The organism is Stenotrophomonas rhizophila (assembly GCF_003651185.1).
Lineage (GTDB): Bacteria > Pseudomonadota > Gammaproteobacteria > Xanthomonadales > Xanthomonadaceae > Stenotrophomonas > Stenotrophomonas maltophilia_Z.
In genome coordinates, this window is sequence record NZ_RCDC01000004.1 from 1,163,239 (window position 1) to 1,178,046 (window position 14,808).

Below are 14,808 nucleotides of genomic sequence, written 5' to 3' on the forward strand. Positions count from 1 at the left end.
ACGCAGCAGCAGCATACGTGGGGCCATAGCTCAGCTGGGAGAGCGCGTCGTTCGCATCGACGAGGTCAGGAGTTCGATCCTCCTTGGCTCCACCACTATTCAACAGAACGCCCCGGGAATCAGGTTCCCGGGGCGTTCTTGTTTCTGCAGCCCGCGCGCGGTTGCTTACGCGCCCTCGGGATTGTCCTTGCGCTCCGGCCGGCGCGTGCCTGCATCATGGATCGCCTGATCGGTCTGTCCCGGCCGCTGCTTGGCGGTTTCGTCCTGCTTGCGGTCCTGCTGGCTTTCTTCGATGCCTTCCTGCTTGCCGTGTTCGCTGGGCTTGGTGTCAGCCATAGGTCTACTCACTCGTGCGGGCGCCGGGGCGGCGCCTTCCCGGGCAGACTAACCAGCCGATCGTGATGCACAAATCACGATCGGCGCGGCCTCGCACACAGCGCGCTCACGCGTGAGGCGTCGGTCACTCCAGCTTGACCACCAGCTTGCCGAAGTTGCGCCCCTTGAGCAGGCCGAAGAACGCCTCGGGCGCGTTCTCCAATCCCGCCACGATGTCCTCGCGATACTGCACGCGGCCGTCCCTCAGCCACTGCCCCATGTCGTGCAGGAACGCGGGGAAGAAGGCGTGCAGATCGGACTGGATGAAGCCGCGCACGGTCAGGCGCTGGCGCAGCACCTGGCTCATGAAGCCGGGCAGCCGATCCGGCCCGGGCAGCACCGCGCCGCGCGCGTTGTAGGTAGCGATAGTGCCGCAGACCGGAATGCGTGCGAAGTCGTTGAGCAACGGCGCCACCGCATCGAACACATGCCCGCCGACGTTCTCGAAGTAGACATCGATGCCGTCGGGCACCGCCGCACGCAACTGCGCAGCGAAATCGTCGGCGCGGTGATCCAGCGCCACATCGAAGCCCAGCGTTTCCAGATACGCGCGCTTCTGCTCGCCACCGGCAATGCCCACCGTGCGCGCACCCTGCAGCTTGGCGATCTGCCCGACCGTTGCGCCCACCGGGCCGCTGGCAGCAGCCACCACGAGCGTTTCGCCCGGCTGCAGCTTGCCGATTTCCTGCAGGCCCACGTACGCCGTGAATCCGGGCATGCCGTACACGCCCAGTGCAGTGCTGATCGGCAGGCCGTTGTCTTCCAGCTTGCGGCTGAGCTGATCGCCGTCGATGACGGCATGCGTCTGCCAGTTACCCGGTGCCAGGACATGCTCGCCGGCCGCAACATCCGGATGGTGGGAGGCGAGCACCTCGGCAACGGTGCGCCCCTCCATCACTGCATCCAGCGCAACCGGGGCGGCGTAGGACGGCCCTTCTTCCATGCGACCGCGCATATAAGGATCCAGGGACAGGTATCGATTGCGCAGCAGCACCTGGCCTGGGCCCAGCGCGGGAACCGGCACCTGTTCGACACGGAAGTTAGCCGCGACCGGGGCGCCGTTCGGGCGCGAAGCGAGCACGATGCGTTTGTTGGTGAGTGCGTTCATCAGCGGATCGCTCCGGGGGAGATGAAAAAGGAATCCCGACAGTACGCCGTCCAGGCACGTCCAGACGGGGGGGCAAAACAGCGTTCCATCGGTGCGGCGCGATGCGGAGGTGGCCTGGCCTTTGCGCGACAGCGACCGACGCTCTGGATGGCGTCACAGCATTCCATCCATACGCTGCACCGATCATCCGTTGCCCGCGCCGCAGGCCAAGGCGCATGATCGCGTCATGAACGTTCCCTCTTCCAGCCGACGCCGCTACCTGCTGCCCGTGTTGATGTCCGCCACCACGGTGTTCGGCTTGGCATGCTGGGCGATCCTGGCGACCGAGCCCGGTTGCCTGGCCGCGCAAGGCCATTGGTCGTCCGGTGCAGGCAAGTGCCACACGCGCCTGTGCCTGCTGCAGGGCGACTGCGGCGAGATGGCTTCACCTATCGTGGCATGCAACAAAGTGCAGGTCGGCGACAGCCGTGGCCGCGTGTACTTCCACTTGGGCAATCCCCTGCCTGGTGCGGGCGCCGAAGCGGAGTGGCCCGCAGGCAAAGCCGACAACGGCACGATCCGTGCACGCTTCGAGGATGAGCGGCTGGTCAGCCTGGCCTGCCCGGTCACGCCGTAGTGCGTGCGCGCTTCCATTGCAGCGGGCTCATGCCCATCTCGATCCGGAACATGTAGTTGAACGCCGATGCCGAGGCATAGCCCAGCTCGTGCGCGATTACCGTGGGCGAACGCCCCTGCGCCAGCCACTCGATGGCGCGCAGCAGGCGCAGCCGCAACCGCCAGTCGCGCAGGCGCATGCCGGTCTCGCGTTCGAAATGGCGTGCCAGAGTCCGTGCCGATGCCCCCAGCAACGGTGCCCAGTCCTCCACGCTGCGGGTATCGGCCGGCTGCTCGTAGAGTGCCTGGCACCAGCGCTGCAGGCGCGCGTCCTGCGGCCATGGCAGGTGCCGGGTGTGTTGCGGCTGGCGCGGCAACTGCGCGGTGATCAGCGTGCACAAGGTGGTGTAGTAGGTGCGGTCGTGATCGGGCACGGTGCGGTCGCGTTCGATGATCAGTTCGCGCAGCAGCGGTAACACTTCCAGGACCACGCAGCGCGTGGGCATGCCCAGATCCGGGGCATCATCCACGTACAGATTGCGGAATGCCGAAGTGCTCAACGCGCCGGTGTGATGCAGCGTGCCCGTCGGCACCCACAGCGCCTGATGCGGGGTGATCACGTGACGGGCCTGCCCCGCGCTGGCCTGCAGCACACCCGTGCTGGCGTGGACCAGCTGGTTCCAGCCGTGCACGTGCGGCGGGAAGCGCTCGCCCGCCTCCAGCCGCTGGCTGCGCGCCACCACCGGCCACGGCAGACGCCGCAGCGGCGGCACCAGGACTTCGCGCCAACCCGGAGCAGTGGGTTCCGCCGTGGCCATGTGACGCCTCATCGACAGGATGGGTCATTCTATCGAAAGACGCGGTCACCTCTGTCCACGGACCATGGGCCCTCCCCGCTGCCCTCCCCACCCATGTCACTCTTGATCCCGCCTCCCCGCCACGCCTGGCAGGTCATCACGGCCGGCATCTGCGCGCTGGTACTCACGGTTGGCCTGGCGCGCTTTGCCTACACCCCGCTGCTGCCGGTGATGCGACTCGACGCCGGGCTCACGGCAGCCGGCGGCGGCTGGCTGGCAACGTTCAACTATCTGGGCTACCTGGCCGGCACTGTGCTGGTCGCCCGGGTCGGCGACATGCAGCTGAAATTCCGCTTCTACCGCATCGGACTGGTCCTGGCAGTGGTATCCACCGGCCTGATGGGCACCACCACGGACATGGCCACCTGGGGCGTGCTGCGCTTCGTGGCCGGCCTGTCCAGCACCGCCGGCCTGCTGCTCGCCTCCGGGCTGGTGCTCCATTGGCTGCTCGCCCATCAGCGCCGCCCACAGCTCGGCCTGCACTTCGCCGGCCTCGGGGTGGGGATCGCGGTCTCGGGCCTGGCGGCTGCGGCGATGGCCGATCAACTGGCGTCCTCCCGGCAGTGGATCGCGCTGGGCACCCTCGCGGTGGTGTTCCTGATCCCGGCCTGGGCATGGATGCCGCCGCCGGCAGCGATCTCCAGTGCCACTGGGGCCAATGCTCCCCCGCCACCCGGGCGGCGCTGGCGCTGGCTGCTGATCGCCTCGTACTTCTGCGCGGGGGTCGGCTTCGTGGTCAGCGCGACCTTCATCGTCGCCATCCTGGTGGAGACCCCTGCCTTCGCCGGCCACGGCAGTTGGGTGTGGGTCCTGGTCGGCCTCACTGCCATCCCCTCGACGTTTGCCTGGGATCGGCTCTCGAACCGGCTTGGACTGATCCGTGCATTGATGCTCGCCTATGCGTTGCAGGCTACGTCCTTCGTATTGCCCTTGCTGGATGGCGGGCTGTGGGCCGGCGCGGCCAGCGCCGTGCTGTTCGGCCTGACCTTCGCCGGCATCGTCAGCCTGACCCTGACCGTGGTCGGTCGCCACTACCCGCACAATCCTGCCAAGGCGATGGCGACGCTGACGCTGAGTTATGGCGTCGCCCAGATCATCGCCCCCGCGATCGCCGGCACGCTGGCGCGCGACAGCGGCAGCTACCAGGGCGCATTGGTGCTGGCGGCGATCATGATGGTGATCGGCTTCGTGCTGTTGTGGTGCATTCCCGACGACCCACGATCCACCACGGGCTGATCAACTGCACCGGCGGAAAGCATCCGCCTGAACCGACGTTCATGCGCTTGTGTGATGTGCTCGGGCCCGCTGGATCAAGCACTTGGATGTGGGCGGACACGGGTTTGGAAACAAATGTGAAATTTTTTTCGCGAAACGCTTGCCGAACCCCTCATACCTCCGTATTATTCGCGTCCTCGCCAGCGGCAACGCAGCGATGAAGTGGCCGGGTAGCTCAGTTGGTAGAGCAGGGGATTGAAAATCCCCGTGTCGGCGGTTCGATTCCGTCCCCGGCCACCACAATTTCAGATGACCTGCAGAAATGCAGGTCATTTTTTTTGTCTGTTGTGCGGCGTCGCCACATCGCGCAGCGTTCAAGGAAGGAGGTTCCGCACATGGTTCGTGCTTTGTTCGCCGCGCTGTTCGGCAAACGTCCCGTTACCTTCCACAGCACATCCCCGATCGATGTGACCGTGCTGCGCCTCAAGCAGTCGATCCAGCATGGCCCGCGTCTCTCTGTCGCCGGAATGCGCGGGACGGCCTCCGCTCAACGGATCCGCCTGTGCTGGACGCGCCCGTTCGTGTCCAATTCTTTCAAGCCGTATTTCATCGGTCAGTGCATCCCCACCGAACGCGGCACGCGGCTTGAAGGTGCGTTCCAGATGCATCCCTTCATCCGCACCCTGATGATCGGCATGTTCGTCAGCCTGCTCATCGTTCCGTTGGTGGCGGTGGTGAAGCACTGGCAACACACACACGACCTCGCGCCTGCGCTGTTGGCCAGTCTGGCGGTGGTGCCTGCTGCCTACTTCATGGCCGGCGCGGTGCCGGTGATCGTCACGATCAGCCGCTGGGCCGCACGCGACGATGAAGCGATGATCGAGGCGGAGATCCATCGCGCGCTGCAAAGCGGGCACACCGCTCAGGGATGATTTCCGCGGGCAGGCCGTTGCGCGCCTTGCCGTCCATCGCCACGCGCTGGCATGCTCACCCGGCGGACAGGATCGTCTGCGGCCGCGCTTGTTCGTCCCCATGGCCGCACACACAGGGAGAGGTGAATGTCCGAAGGCATCGAAGTGCTGCAGGCGCAGATCGCGCATCTGCAGCGAAACCAACGGCGACTGACGCTGGGCTGCGCAGCGGCTGGCCTGCTCACCATGGCCGCGTTGATGATGGGTGCGACGTCACAGCGCAGCGCCAGCTTTGATGTCATTGATGCGCAGCGCATCAACATCAAGGAACCTGACGGAACGTTGCGGCTGGCGATCTCCAATCGCACACTGTTTCCTGGCGTGGTCATTCACAACAAGGAGCAACCTCATCCGCGCCCGATGGCAGGCATGCTGTTCTTCAACGATGAAGGCACGGAAAACGGCGGGCTGATCTACAACGGTTCGCTCGACAAGAGCGGCAAACCCTCCAGCGGCATGAGCCTGACCTTTGATCGCTATCAGCAGGATCAGCAGATGCAGCTGCTGGGCGTGGACGACGCGGGCACACACTACGCCGGGCTGACCTTCAATGATGTTGCCGATGGCCTGTCCCGCCCGTTCTTCTCCGAGCGGGACGAAGCACTTCATCGGAAGGGCATTCCTGCGATCACCGAGCGCGTGTTCCTTGGCAAGTCTGATGCGCGCGATGCCATGCTGACCCTGCGCGATGGTCAAGGAAAGCCGCGGCTTGAGTTGGTGGTCACGCCCTCTGGAGATGCCAAGGTGCGCTTCCTGGACGAGAGCGGCAACGCCACGCGGGAACTCTCCGCTGACAGTCGGTAGCGCGGGTGCCGCATGCTGCCACGCGCACGTCAGCGACGTGGGACGGCCACTGCATGACGGAATATTCACAAATTCCGCTCAGCCTGTGCCTAAGCTCGCTGCGTCTTGTGTGGAGTGTCGACAATGCGCAGCCGCTATCTGATCAGTGCCCTGCTCGCCCTCGCCGCCTCCGGGTCGGCCGGGGCCGCCGCGCCGGTGACCTCGGTGGAGACGCTGGACATGGACCGCTATGCCGGCCAATGGCATGAGATCGCGCACCTGCCGGTCTCGTTCCAGAAGAAATGCGTGGGCGACATCACCGCCACCTACAGCCTGCGTGCCGATGGACGGATCAGCGTGCACAACGCCTGCCGCGAAGCCGATGGCGACCGCGTCGCCGCCGATGGCGTGGCACGCCCGGTCGAGGGTCAACCGGGCCGGTTGCAGGTGCGCTTCGTGCCGGACTGGCTGTCCTGGGTGCCACTGGTCTGGGCCGACTACTGGGTGATCGCACTGGACCCGGAGTACCAATGGGCGGTGGTCGGTGAACCGGACCGCAAGTACCTGTGGATCCTGTCGCGGTCGCCGAGCATGGATACCGCCCTGTTCGAGCAGCTCAAGGCCCGCGCCGAGGCGATGGGCTATGACCTCGCCCCGCTGCGGGTGATGGCGCCGCTGGACTGACCCGGCCCGGCCTCACCCCACGCCCGGGCCGGCCCGGCCCTCCCCACGACTAAAAGCACGTGGCCCGGTCATCCCGGTGCCCTACCCTTGCATCTCGCTGCCACAGGCAGCGCGAACACCATACGCCGTAGTATGCTCGTACCCATGCAACACCCGCCTGAGGATTGCGCCATGTCCCACCGCTTCCGTCCCCGCCTCGCCCTTGCCCTGATCGTCATCGCCTCGCTGGCCCTGACCGCCTGCAACAAGACGGTCAAACGCGTTTCCGAGCCGGCCGCCAGCGTGCAGGAGTTGACGGTGCGTGCCGATGGCAGCTGGACGGTTGCGCTGCGCCTGCAGAACTTCAGTTCGATGCCCATGACCTTCGACAACGTCGCGCTGCAGTTGAAGGTGAGCGATGAGGATGCCGGGCAGCTGCAGCTGAAGCCCGCACTGTCCATTGGCGGGGTCTCGGCCGATGTGGTCAACGTGGACATCAAACCGAGCTCGGGCGCCCGCCTGGTGATGGCCGATGCACTGGCCGGCAACCGCACCCTGGGCTATTCGCTCAAGGGCACGGTAAGTGCCACCCCGCAGGAAAAGAAGCAACGCACGTTCGAGATTGATAGCCGCAGCACGCTCAACCAGGCTCCCGGCCTGCCCGGCGTCCTGCGCTGACCGGCGGGCTTTCCGCCACCCTTCGCCACTGATCGAGACTGTCCCCGATGAGCAGCTACACCGCCCCGCTTTCCGATATCCGTTTCGCCCTGCATGACGTGCTCAAGGTCGAGCCGCTGTTCGCGCGCCTTGGCCTGACCGATGCCACCGCCGATGTGGTGGATGCCGTGCTGGAAGAAGCCGGCCGTTTCAGCGCCAGCGTGCTGGCGCCGTTGAACAGCGTGGGCGATGAGATCGGCTGCGTCCTCGACCAGGCCACCGGCGAGGTCACCACCCCGCCGGGCTTCAAGCAGGCCTACGCCCAGTTCGTGGACGGCGGCTGGACCGGTCTGACCGCGGCACCGGAACTGGGTGGCCAGGGCCTGCCGCATACGCTGGGCGTGCCGCTCAACGAAATGATCAACGCCGCCAACCTGGCGTGGGGCAACTTCCCGCTGCTCTCGCACGGTGCGATCGAAGCGCTCAAGCAGCATGGCGAGGCCTGGCAGCAGGACGCCTTCCTCAAGCCGCTGATCGAAGGCCGCTGGACCGGCACCATGTGCCTGACCGAACCGCATTGCGGCACTGATCTTGGCCTGCTCAAGACCAAGGCCGAGCCGAACGCGGATGGCAGCTACGCGATCACCGGCACCAAGATCTTCATCACCGCCGGCGAGCACGACCTCACCGAGAACATCGTGCACCTGGTGCTGGCCAAGCTGCCGGATGCACCGGCCGGGGCCAAGGGCATTTCGCTGTTCGTCACCCCGAAGTTCAAGGTCGATCGCGAGGGCAAGGTGGGCGAGCGCAATGCGCTGCGCTGCGGCTCGATCGAACACAAGATGGGCATCAAGGGCTCGGTCACCTGCGTGATGAATTTCGACGGTGCCGAAGGGTATCTGGTCGGGCAACCGCACAAGGGCCTGCAGGCAATGTTCACCATGATGAACACCGCGCGCCTGGGCGTCGGCCTGCAGGGCATCGGCCTTTCCGAGCGGGCCTACCAGAACGCGCTGAAGTACAGCCGCGAGCGCCTGCAGTCGCGTTCGTTGAGCGGTGCGAAGAATCCGGAGAAGCCGGCCGACCCGATTCTGGTCCACCCGGATGTGCGGCGCATGCTGCTGACCATCAAATCGCTGGTCGAAGGCAGCCGCCTGCTGGCCCTGCACGCGGCGACCCTGATCGACGTCGCCCACCACGCCGAGGATGCCGGCGAGCGCGAACGCGCGGACACGCTGGTGAGCTTCCTGACCCCGATCTCCAAGGCCTGCCAGACCGAATGGGGCATCGAGAACACCTACAACGCGCTGCAGTGCTTCGGTGGCCATGGCTACATCCGCGAGCACGGCATGGAGCAGTTGGCCCGCGATGCGCGCATCACCACGCTGTACGAAGGCACCACCGGCATCCAGGCGCTGGACCTGATCGGCCGCAAGACCGCTTCCAGCCAGGGCGCGGGGCTGAAGCTGATGCTGGCCGAGATCGAGGCCTTCGCCAAGGCCAATGAAGGCAACGAAGCGCTGGCCGAGTTCATTGCCCCGCTGCGCGCCAAGGCCGACGAATGGGCCACGCTGACCATGGCGACCCTGCAGCGCGCGGCCACCAACCCGGACGAACTGGGCGCAGCCAGCTTCGATTACCTGTTCTACTCGGGCTATGTGGTGCTGGCCTACTGGTGGGCCCGCAGCGTCGCCGCCGCCGAGGCCTCCGCGCAGAGCGACGCGTTCAAGCAGGCCAAGCGCGAGACGGCCCGCTTCTACTTCGCCCGCGTGCTGCCGCGCACGCTCAGCCACGCCGCCGCGATCCAGTCCGGCGCCGAACCGTTGATGGCCATGACCGACGCGCACTTCGGCGAAGGTTGATCGGTCGCCAGACCACCGACCAACGGTCGGTGGCTACCTGATTGCCACGCAGGTGCCGACCGGCAGTCGGAACACCGATACCTGATCGTCGGTAGGTGCCGACCGTTGGTCGGCACCCCGGATACACCTTCTGGAGAAAAGCCCCCTTGATGTTCAAGGGGGCGCGCCGAAGGCGGGGGGTCAAGGTGGAATGCCTGTCCGAATCGTTACGAATCGGGTAGGGGCGCAAGCCCCTATACCCAATTCGTAACGATTCGGGTATAAGCTGTTTTCCCGATGGAGACAGACACTACACGCTTGGGTCTGATCGATACCGGAGCCTCGTCCGCCCCGGTCGCCGAGGTGTCGCCGATCGTTACGCTGCATCGGCCCGGATCGGTGCGGTTATTGGCCCTGGACGCCCACGGGCGCGTACTCGACTGGATCAATTGGCAGGACGCCTCCTGCCTCTACGCGCGTGGCGCGGTCGCCTGGACCCTGGGCGACCCCTGCCTGCACATCCACGGCGGCATCTGCCGCACCACCGGCCTGCAGAGCGGCCTGGACCTGCACCCGATCATCGCCGCCCGCGGGCATGCGCGCTCCCGCGCGATCGACCCCACCCCGAATCTGTCCAATCCCGCGCTGTTCGCGCGCGATTCGCACCTGTGCCTTTACTGCGGGCAACAGTTCAACCGCCCGCAGCTGACCCGCGACCACGTCATGCCGCTGTCCAAGGGGGGCCTGGACGTGTGGGAGAACGTGGTCAGCGCCTGCTTCCACTGCAACTCGCGCAAGAGCAACCGGACCCCGCAGCAGGCCAGCATGCCGCTGCTCGCCGTGCCCTATCGGCCGAGCTGGATCGAACACATGATCCTGTCCAACCGCAACATCCTGGCCGATCAGATGGCCTTCCTGAAGGCGCAGTTGCCCAAGCGTTCCAAGCTCTGCGCCTGAGCGCGCTGCGACGTTCTGTCGCAGCCTCCGTCACCGTTTACTCACTGAAAAGGCGGTTTGCTTGCCCCACCCTCATTTGGGGGGGAAAATAGGCGCTCAGAAGAAGCGCGATAAACATGATCGATTCCGCCCGCTATCCCCGCCTTGCGCGCATCCAGTCACCGGATGACCTGCGCAGGTTCGAAGAATCCGAACTGCCCGCGATCGCGGATGAACTGCGTGCCTACCTGATTGAGTCGGTCGGCAAGAGTGGCGGCCATTTCGGCGCCGGGCTGGGCGTGATCGAACTGACCGTCGCACTGCACTACCTCTATCAGACGCCCGTCGATCAGCTGGTGTGGGATGTGGGTCATCAGACCTACCCGCACAAGATCCTGACCGGCCGCCGCGACGAGATCCACACGGTCAAGCAGAAGGACGGCGTCGCGCCGTTCCCCAAGCGTGAGGAAAGCGAGTACGACACCTTTGGCGTCGGCCATTCCTCCACCTCCATCTCGGCGGCGCTTGGCATGGCGATCGCACGCCAGGCCGAAGGCGATGACCGCAAGGTCGTGGCCGTGATTGGTGATGGCGCGATGACCGCCGGCATGGCTTACGAGGCGCTCAACCACGCCGGCGGCATGGAGCAGGAACCGAACCTGCTGGTGATCCTCAACGACAACAACATGTCGATCTCCGAAGCCGTGGGCGGGCTGACCAAGATGCTCGGCCGCGCCACCGGCAGCCGCACGCTCAATGCGCTGCGCGAAGGCGGCAAGAAGATCCTCGGCGACAAGAAGCACAACCCGACCGCGCGCTTCGTCAAGCGCTGGGAAGAGCACTGGAAGGGCATGTTCGTGCCGTCCACGTTCTTCGAGGAAATGGGCTTCCATTACACCGGGCCGATCGACGGCCACGACGTGCCGGCGCTGGTCGCCACGCTGAAGACGCTCAAGAGCCTGAAGGGCCTGAAGCTGCTGCACGTGATGACCACCAAGGGCAAGGGCTACGAGCGCGCCGAAGGTGATCAGATCGGGTACCACGCGGTCGGCCCGTTCGATCCGGACAAGGGCCTGGTCTCCAAGGGCGGGGCCAAGAAGCCGACCTATACCGACGTCTTCAGTGACTGGCTGTGCGATGCCGCCGCGGCCGAGCCGAAGCTGATGGGCATCACCCCGGCGATGCGCGAAGGCTCGGGCCTGGTGCGCTTCAGCAAGGAATATCCGGAGCGCTACTTCGATGTGGCCATCGCCGAGCAGCACGCGGTGACCCTGGCGGCCGGCATGGCCACCCAGGGCGCCAAGCCGGTGGTGGCGATCTACTCGACCTTCCTGCAGCGCGCCTACGACCAGCTGGTGCACGATGTGGCCGTTCAGGAGCTGGACGTGCTGTTCGCGATCGACCGTGCCGGCGTGGTCGGCCCGGATGGCGCGACCCATGCCGGCAACCTGGATTTGAGCTTCCTGCGCTGCGTGCCGCACATGGTGGTGATGGCGCCGTCCGATGAGGCCGAGTGCCGCCAGATGCTGACCACCGGGCTGCGCTATGCCGGCCCGGCCGCGGTGCGCTACCCGCGTGGCAGCGGGACCGGCATCGCCGCCGGCACGGATCTGGCCACGCTGGAGATCGGCAAGGCCGATCTGCGCCTGCAGGGCAGCCGGATCGCCCTGCTCGCGTTCGGCAGCACGGTGACGGCCGCCGAACAGGTCGGCCGCGAACTGGGCCTGACCGTGGTCAACATGCGTTTCATCAAGCCGCTGGACCGGGCCCTGCTGCTGGAACTTGCGCAGCGCCACGAAGGCTTCGTCACCATCGAAGACAACGTGGTCGCCGGCGGTGCCGGCTCCGGCGTGGCCGAGCTGCTCAATGCCGAGAACGTGCTCAAGCCGTTCCTGCACCTGGGCCTGCCGGACAGCTTCCAGCACCATGCCAGCCGTGAAGACCTGCTGGCCGAAGCCGGCATCAATGCCGATGGCATCCGCCAGGCCGTGCTCAAGCGTTGGCCGATGCTGGTCAAGAGCGGCCAGACGCTCAGCGCGGCAGGCTGACACGCTGCCCACCGCCCTTGGGCGAGTGCTCCGCAAAAAACAGCGAGGCCGCGTCCAATCGACGCGGCCTCGTTCGTTTGAGCACTCAGGGGGCGCTCAAGCGCTGTGCACCAGCCATCAGTAGATCTGGAACTGGGCGCGGCAGCCGCCATCCACCCAGACGCCGGTGCGGTCCCAGCCCCAGGTCCGCCCTTCGATGCAGGCATTACGCGAAGTCTGGCGGATCAGCCGCGCCTCGCGGCGGACATTGGCCACGCAGCGCTGACGGCGATGGTCGTTGGAATCGCAGGTCAGGATCTGGCCCCGGCCGTTGTTGCCGCCGCCGTTGTGGCCCCAGCCGCCCCCACCGCCATTCCAGCGGCCGCCGCGACCGCCCTCGGCAATGAACTCGGCCCGGCAGCCCTGCGTCACCCACACGCCGTTGCGTGCCTGGCCCCAGGTCTGGCCTTCAACGCAGGGCGAGCCGGAGATCTGCCGCACCAGGCGTGCACGCCCTGGCAAGGCGCACTGCTGCGTGCGGTTCTTGATCGATTCGCAGCGTACCGGACCGCCGTTGTAACCGTCGTCATAGCGGTCGTAGTTCTGCGCCTGGGCAGCGCCGGCCAGCGCCATCAGCGCCGGCACCACGGCCCAGCGCAATCGTCTGGCGGCCTGGGAAGGGCTGGTGTTCGACATGGGATCCTCGTTGCGTGTTGGGGGAGGCGCACAGGATCGGTGATCGTCCGGCGCCGCGACATAGGCCAGAAGTCGCTGATTTCATCCCCTATTTAGGTACCCGACGCGTGGCTGACTGGGCGGGCGGCCGGCGGTCACATCCGCACGAACAGCCTTGGATGGCCGGCTCAGCCGTAGCGGACGGCGTCCACGTAGGTCTCCAGCACCTGCACCCGGACGGCGCTGCTGTCGCCGGTCTCGGCATGGTACTCGCGTGCCAGGGCATCGGCGAAATCGAAGGCGGTGGCCCCGCTGCGGAACGCAATCGGTGCGGATTTGGCCGGGTGCACGACGTGCCAGCGGCGTTCGATGTGTTGCAGTTTGATCACCATGCGGATCGTTCCTTTGCGGCATGCCTGGGCGAAAAGCTCACGACGTGAGGGATCCATCCCTCAGCAGGAACGATAGAGCAGGTTGAAGCCCGTTGTTATCGGATTAGTCTGATTTTGCTCAGCCGTCGGTGCCCAGGAACCGGAACGGTTCCGCCGGCTGGAACCGGGGCAGCGCGTCGCCCGCGAACACGTTGCGCTGGTCCGGCCCCAGGTCCAGTTTCAACACCGGGGCACCGCGCGAGAAATCGGCCTTGTTGAGGTCTACCCAGAAGGTATTGGGCGTCATCGCCGATTCAAAGAAATACAGCTTGCGCTTGTGGTCGGCCACGGTCCGCCAGCGGGTGGAGGAGATGTTCGGCTCACCCGGCGTGGTGATGCCATACGGCACGGACACATTGCGGATCACACTGAACACACTGGCCAATGCGACCACGGGATCCTCGCTTTTGGGAATGGCGTTGATGTAGAACTTCGCGCGAGCGAAGCGATCGGCCGAGCGGTTGGTGCCGGGCAGCATCACGGTGCCACCGATTTCCTGCCAATACGTATTGAGCGCCAGTTGCTGATCGAACACCGGCGAGTTGGTCATCACCTGATAGGCGCGATCGTGATGGATCACCTGCTTGCCGTTGATGTATTCCACGATGGCGCTGTCACCGCTGGCATCGGACAATGACAGGTGCAGCGTGGCCAGCCGGGACTCGCCCGGCACCTTGTCCGTCACGATCGAAAACGGCTCGCGCTCCAGCGCGGCGACGGCCTCGGCAACGGTGGCGAAGTTGTCGAGCACGTATTGCGCCCACAACGAGATCGCCAATCCCGGTTTGCTGCCACGTTGCTGCGGGTACTGCGATTCTGCCAGCCACAACAGATTGGCTGACAACCCCGCTTCGTTGAGTCCATCGGTGGTGGAGATGTCATACCCGGTGGCGACCACGCTGCCGTAGCGTGAGGTCCAGCGGATCGAGCGCGGGCCGGCCTGGCCATCGCGGTCGATGCCTTTGGGCAGCACCCACAGGTTGGTGGCCACATCGCTCTTCCAATCCATCGAGCGGGCCGTGATCACATCCTGATTGTCGCCCAGATACACCACGCGGGTGCAGGCATCGGCCCGGGCGGAGACGCAGGTGAGCGCCGCAGCGAATGCGATGTGACGGATCGAAAACAGTGTTTTCATGACGTGCCTCCTGGCAGTGGCGCTGACAACCTGGCGTCAAACCTGATACCCGCGATGTCCACACAGGCGGGTCGCACGCATCCTGCTTCAACGCATCATCGCGTTCCGCGGTGCTGGTCACGGACTACAACGCAGCATCGGCGGAATCCTCCAGCGTCATATCAGCCCACGCCGGGTGATGGAGGAGTGAACCCTGCATCCTGCACGTGACATCGACGGACCCGGCGCGAGACTGCCCGCGACCTCAAGCGCCTACGGAGCCTGCATGTCCATTCGAGCCGCCCTGCTTCCCCTGCTTCCCCTGCTCGCCGCCCTCACCGCCTGCGCCCATCCTGCGCCGTCACCCTCCTCGCCCACGGCAGGCGTACCCGGCTCGGACCGCGATGCGCATGGGTGCATCGGCTCGGCAGGCTACCGTTGGTGCGAACGCACACAGCAGTGCGAACGTCCGTGGGAGTTGGCCAATGCAAACGGGTTGGAGAACACCGCCGAGGCCATCACCGCCTACTGCGCCGCGCCGGCGCCACGCTGATCTCG

The 14,808-nt window shown here is 65.9% G+C and carries 16 protein-coding genes and 2 tRNA genes; 12 read left to right on the forward strand and 6 right to left on the reverse strand.

Going from position 1 to position 14,808, the window contains the following annotated elements:
* Nucleotides 1-19: 19 nt before the first annotated feature.
* Nucleotides 20-95 (forward strand) — tRNA-Ala (locus BCL79_RS05215).
* Nucleotides 96-165: 70 nt separating this feature from the next.
* On the opposite strand, the gene BCL79_RS20275 is transcribed toward BCL79_RS05215, so the two are convergent.
* The gene (locus BCL79_RS20275; protein ID WP_183073677.1) at nucleotides 166-336 is read right to left on the reverse strand and encodes a hypothetical protein; all 171 of its coding nucleotides are present in this window, start codon (nucleotides 334-336) and stop codon (nucleotides 166-168) included.
* Between the two features lie 124 nt (nucleotides 337-460).
* The gene (locus BCL79_RS05220; protein WP_183073678.1) at nucleotides 461-1,483 is read right to left on the reverse strand and encodes an NADP-dependent oxidoreductase; all 1,023 of its coding nucleotides are present in this window, start codon (nucleotides 1,481-1,483) and stop codon (nucleotides 461-463) included.
* A gap of 226 nt (nucleotides 1,484-1,709) precedes the next feature.
* Between BCL79_RS05220 and BCL79_RS05225 the strand changes: the two genes are divergently transcribed.
* Nucleotides 1,710-2,099, forward strand: a complete 390-nt coding sequence (locus BCL79_RS05225) for a hypothetical protein (protein WP_121038291.1) — start codon at nucleotides 1,710-1,712, stop codon at nucleotides 2,097-2,099.
* Here BCL79_RS05225 and BCL79_RS05230 read toward each other — a convergent pair.
* A complete protein-coding gene (locus BCL79_RS05230; RefSeq protein ID WP_121038293.1) occupies nucleotides 2,089-2,895 on the reverse strand; it encodes an AraC family transcriptional regulator in 807 nt (268 codons plus the stop codon). The two genes, BCL79_RS05225 and BCL79_RS05230, sit on opposite strands and share 11 nt — an antisense overlap.
* A gap of 93 nt (nucleotides 2,896-2,988) precedes the next feature.
* Here BCL79_RS05230 and BCL79_RS05235 point away from each other — a divergent pair, with 93 nt between their 5' ends.
* The 9 genes from BCL79_RS05235 to dxs all read left to right on the forward strand — a co-directional run bounded on the left by BCL79_RS05235 (nucleotide 2,989) and on the right by dxs (nucleotide 12,048).
* Nucleotides 2,989-4,170 carry a YbfB/YjiJ family MFS transporter gene (locus BCL79_RS05235; RefSeq protein WP_121038296.1) on the forward strand — a complete coding sequence of 394 codons (1,182 nt, stop codon included), beginning with the start codon at nucleotides 2,989-2,991 and terminating at the stop codon, nucleotides 4,168-4,170.
* A 203-nt stretch (nucleotides 4,171-4,373) separates the two neighbouring features.
* Nucleotides 4,374-4,449 (forward strand) — tRNA-Phe (locus BCL79_RS05240).
* A gap of 107 nt (nucleotides 4,450-4,556) precedes the next feature.
* Complete coding sequence (locus BCL79_RS05245) at nucleotides 4,557-5,081, forward strand: hypothetical protein (RefSeq protein ID WP_121038299.1); 525 nt, start codon at nucleotides 4,557-4,559, stop codon at nucleotides 5,079-5,081.
* A 126-nt stretch (nucleotides 5,082-5,207) separates the two neighbouring features.
* Nucleotides 5,208-5,924 (forward strand): hypothetical protein, encoded by a 717-nt coding sequence (locus BCL79_RS05250; RefSeq protein WP_259462106.1) that lies wholly within the window; start codon nucleotides 5,208-5,210, stop codon nucleotides 5,922-5,924.
* 123 nt (nucleotides 5,925-6,047) lie between these two features.
* Entirely contained in the window at nucleotides 6,048-6,587 is a 540-nt protein-coding gene (locus BCL79_RS05255; protein WP_121038302.1) for a lipocalin family protein, read from the forward strand.
* 171 nt (nucleotides 6,588-6,758) lie between these two features.
* Nucleotides 6,759-7,244, forward strand: a complete 486-nt coding sequence (locus BCL79_RS05260) for an LEA type 2 family protein (protein WP_121038305.1) — start codon at nucleotides 6,759-6,761, stop codon at nucleotides 7,242-7,244.
* A gap of 47 nt (nucleotides 7,245-7,291) precedes the next feature.
* Nucleotides 7,292-9,085: an acyl-CoA dehydrogenase C-terminal domain-containing protein gene (locus BCL79_RS05265; RefSeq protein ID WP_121038308.1), complete on the forward strand. Its 1,794-nt coding sequence runs from the start codon at nucleotides 7,292-7,294 to the stop codon at nucleotides 9,083-9,085.
* Between the two features lie 276 nt (nucleotides 9,086-9,361).
* The gene (locus BCL79_RS05270) at nucleotides 9,362-10,021 is read left to right on the forward strand and encodes an HNH endonuclease (RefSeq protein ID WP_088432555.1); all 660 of its coding nucleotides are present in this window, start codon (nucleotides 9,362-9,364) and stop codon (nucleotides 10,019-10,021) included.
* Nucleotides 10,022-10,137: 116 nt separating this feature from the next.
* Entirely contained in the window at nucleotides 10,138-12,048 is a 1,911-nt protein-coding gene (dxs, locus tag BCL79_RS05275) for a 1-deoxy-D-xylulose-5-phosphate synthase (RefSeq protein WP_121038311.1), read from the forward strand.
* Between the two features lie 117 nt (nucleotides 12,049-12,165).
* On the opposite strand, the gene BCL79_RS05280 is transcribed toward dxs, so the two are convergent.
* The 3 genes from BCL79_RS05280 to BCL79_RS05290 all read right to left on the reverse strand — a co-directional run bounded on the left by BCL79_RS05280 (nucleotide 12,166) and on the right by BCL79_RS05290 (nucleotide 14,271).
* On the reverse strand, nucleotides 12,166-12,723 hold the full coding sequence (locus tag BCL79_RS05280; RefSeq protein WP_121038314.1) for a DUF3011 domain-containing protein: 558 nt from the start codon (nucleotides 12,721-12,723) through the stop codon (nucleotides 12,166-12,168).
* Between the two features lie 167 nt (nucleotides 12,724-12,890).
* The gene (locus BCL79_RS05285; RefSeq protein ID WP_121038317.1) at nucleotides 12,891-13,094 is read right to left on the reverse strand and encodes a hypothetical protein; all 204 of its coding nucleotides are present in this window, start codon (nucleotides 13,092-13,094) and stop codon (nucleotides 12,891-12,893) included.
* A 118-nt stretch (nucleotides 13,095-13,212) separates the two neighbouring features.
* Nucleotides 13,213-14,271: a linear amide C-N hydrolase gene (locus BCL79_RS05290; protein ID WP_121038320.1), complete on the reverse strand. Its 1,059-nt coding sequence runs from the start codon at nucleotides 14,269-14,271 to the stop codon at nucleotides 13,213-13,215.
* Between the two features lie 265 nt (nucleotides 14,272-14,536).
* On the opposite strand from BCL79_RS05290, the gene BCL79_RS05295 reads away from it, so the two are divergent.
* Nucleotides 14,537-14,803, forward strand: a complete 267-nt coding sequence (locus BCL79_RS05295) for a peptidase (protein ID WP_121038323.1) — start codon at nucleotides 14,537-14,539, stop codon at nucleotides 14,801-14,803.
* Nucleotides 14,804-14,808 lie beyond the last annotated feature (5 nt).

Bases quoted from the DNA above. Each gene is read 5' to 3' on its own strand.
- BCL79_RS20275 (WP_183073677.1), bottom strand. From the start codon at position 336: ATGGCTGACACCAAGCCCAGCGAACACGGCAAGCAGGAAGGCATCGAA.
- BCL79_RS05220 (WP_183073678.1), bottom strand. From the start codon at position 1,483: ATGAACGCACTCACCAACAAACGCATCGTGCTCGCTTCGCGCCCGAAC.
- BCL79_RS05225 (WP_121038291.1), top strand. From the start codon at position 1,710: ATGAACGTTCCCTCTTCCAGCCGACGCCGCTACCTGCTGCCCGTGTTG.
- BCL79_RS05230 (WP_121038293.1), bottom strand. From the start codon at position 2,895: ATGGCCACGGCGGAACCCACTGCTCCGGGTTGGCGCGAAGTCCTGGTG.
- BCL79_RS05235 (WP_121038296.1), top strand. From the start codon at position 2,989: ATGTCACTCTTGATCCCGCCTCCCCGCCACGCCTGGCAGGTCATCACG.
- BCL79_RS05250 (WP_259462106.1), top strand. From the start codon at position 5,208: ATGTCCGAAGGCATCGAAGTGCTGCAGGCGCAGATCGCGCATCTGCAG.
- BCL79_RS05255 (WP_121038302.1), top strand. From the start codon at position 6,048: ATGCGCAGCCGCTATCTGATCAGTGCCCTGCTCGCCCTCGCCGCCTCC.
- BCL79_RS05260 (WP_121038305.1), top strand. From the start codon at position 6,759: ATGTCCCACCGCTTCCGTCCCCGCCTCGCCCTTGCCCTGATCGTCATC.
- BCL79_RS05265 (WP_121038308.1), top strand. From the start codon at position 7,292: ATGAGCAGCTACACCGCCCCGCTTTCCGATATCCGTTTCGCCCTGCAT.
- BCL79_RS05270 (WP_088432555.1), top strand. From the start codon at position 9,362: ATGGAGACAGACACTACACGCTTGGGTCTGATCGATACCGGAGCCTCG.
- dxs (WP_121038311.1), top strand. From the start codon at position 10,138: ATGATCGATTCCGCCCGCTATCCCCGCCTTGCGCGCATCCAGTCACCG.
- BCL79_RS05280 (WP_121038314.1), bottom strand. From the start codon at position 12,723: ATGTCGAACACCAGCCCTTCCCAGGCCGCCAGACGATTGCGCTGGGCC.
- BCL79_RS05285 (WP_121038317.1), bottom strand. From the start codon at position 13,094: ATGGTGATCAAACTGCAACACATCGAACGCCGCTGGCACGTCGTGCAC.
- BCL79_RS05290 (WP_121038320.1), bottom strand. From the start codon at position 14,271: ATGAAAACACTGTTTTCGATCCGTCACATCGCATTCGCTGCGGCGCTC.
- BCL79_RS05295 (WP_121038323.1), top strand. From the start codon at position 14,537: ATGTCCATTCGAGCCGCCCTGCTTCCCCTGCTTCCCCTGCTCGCCGCC.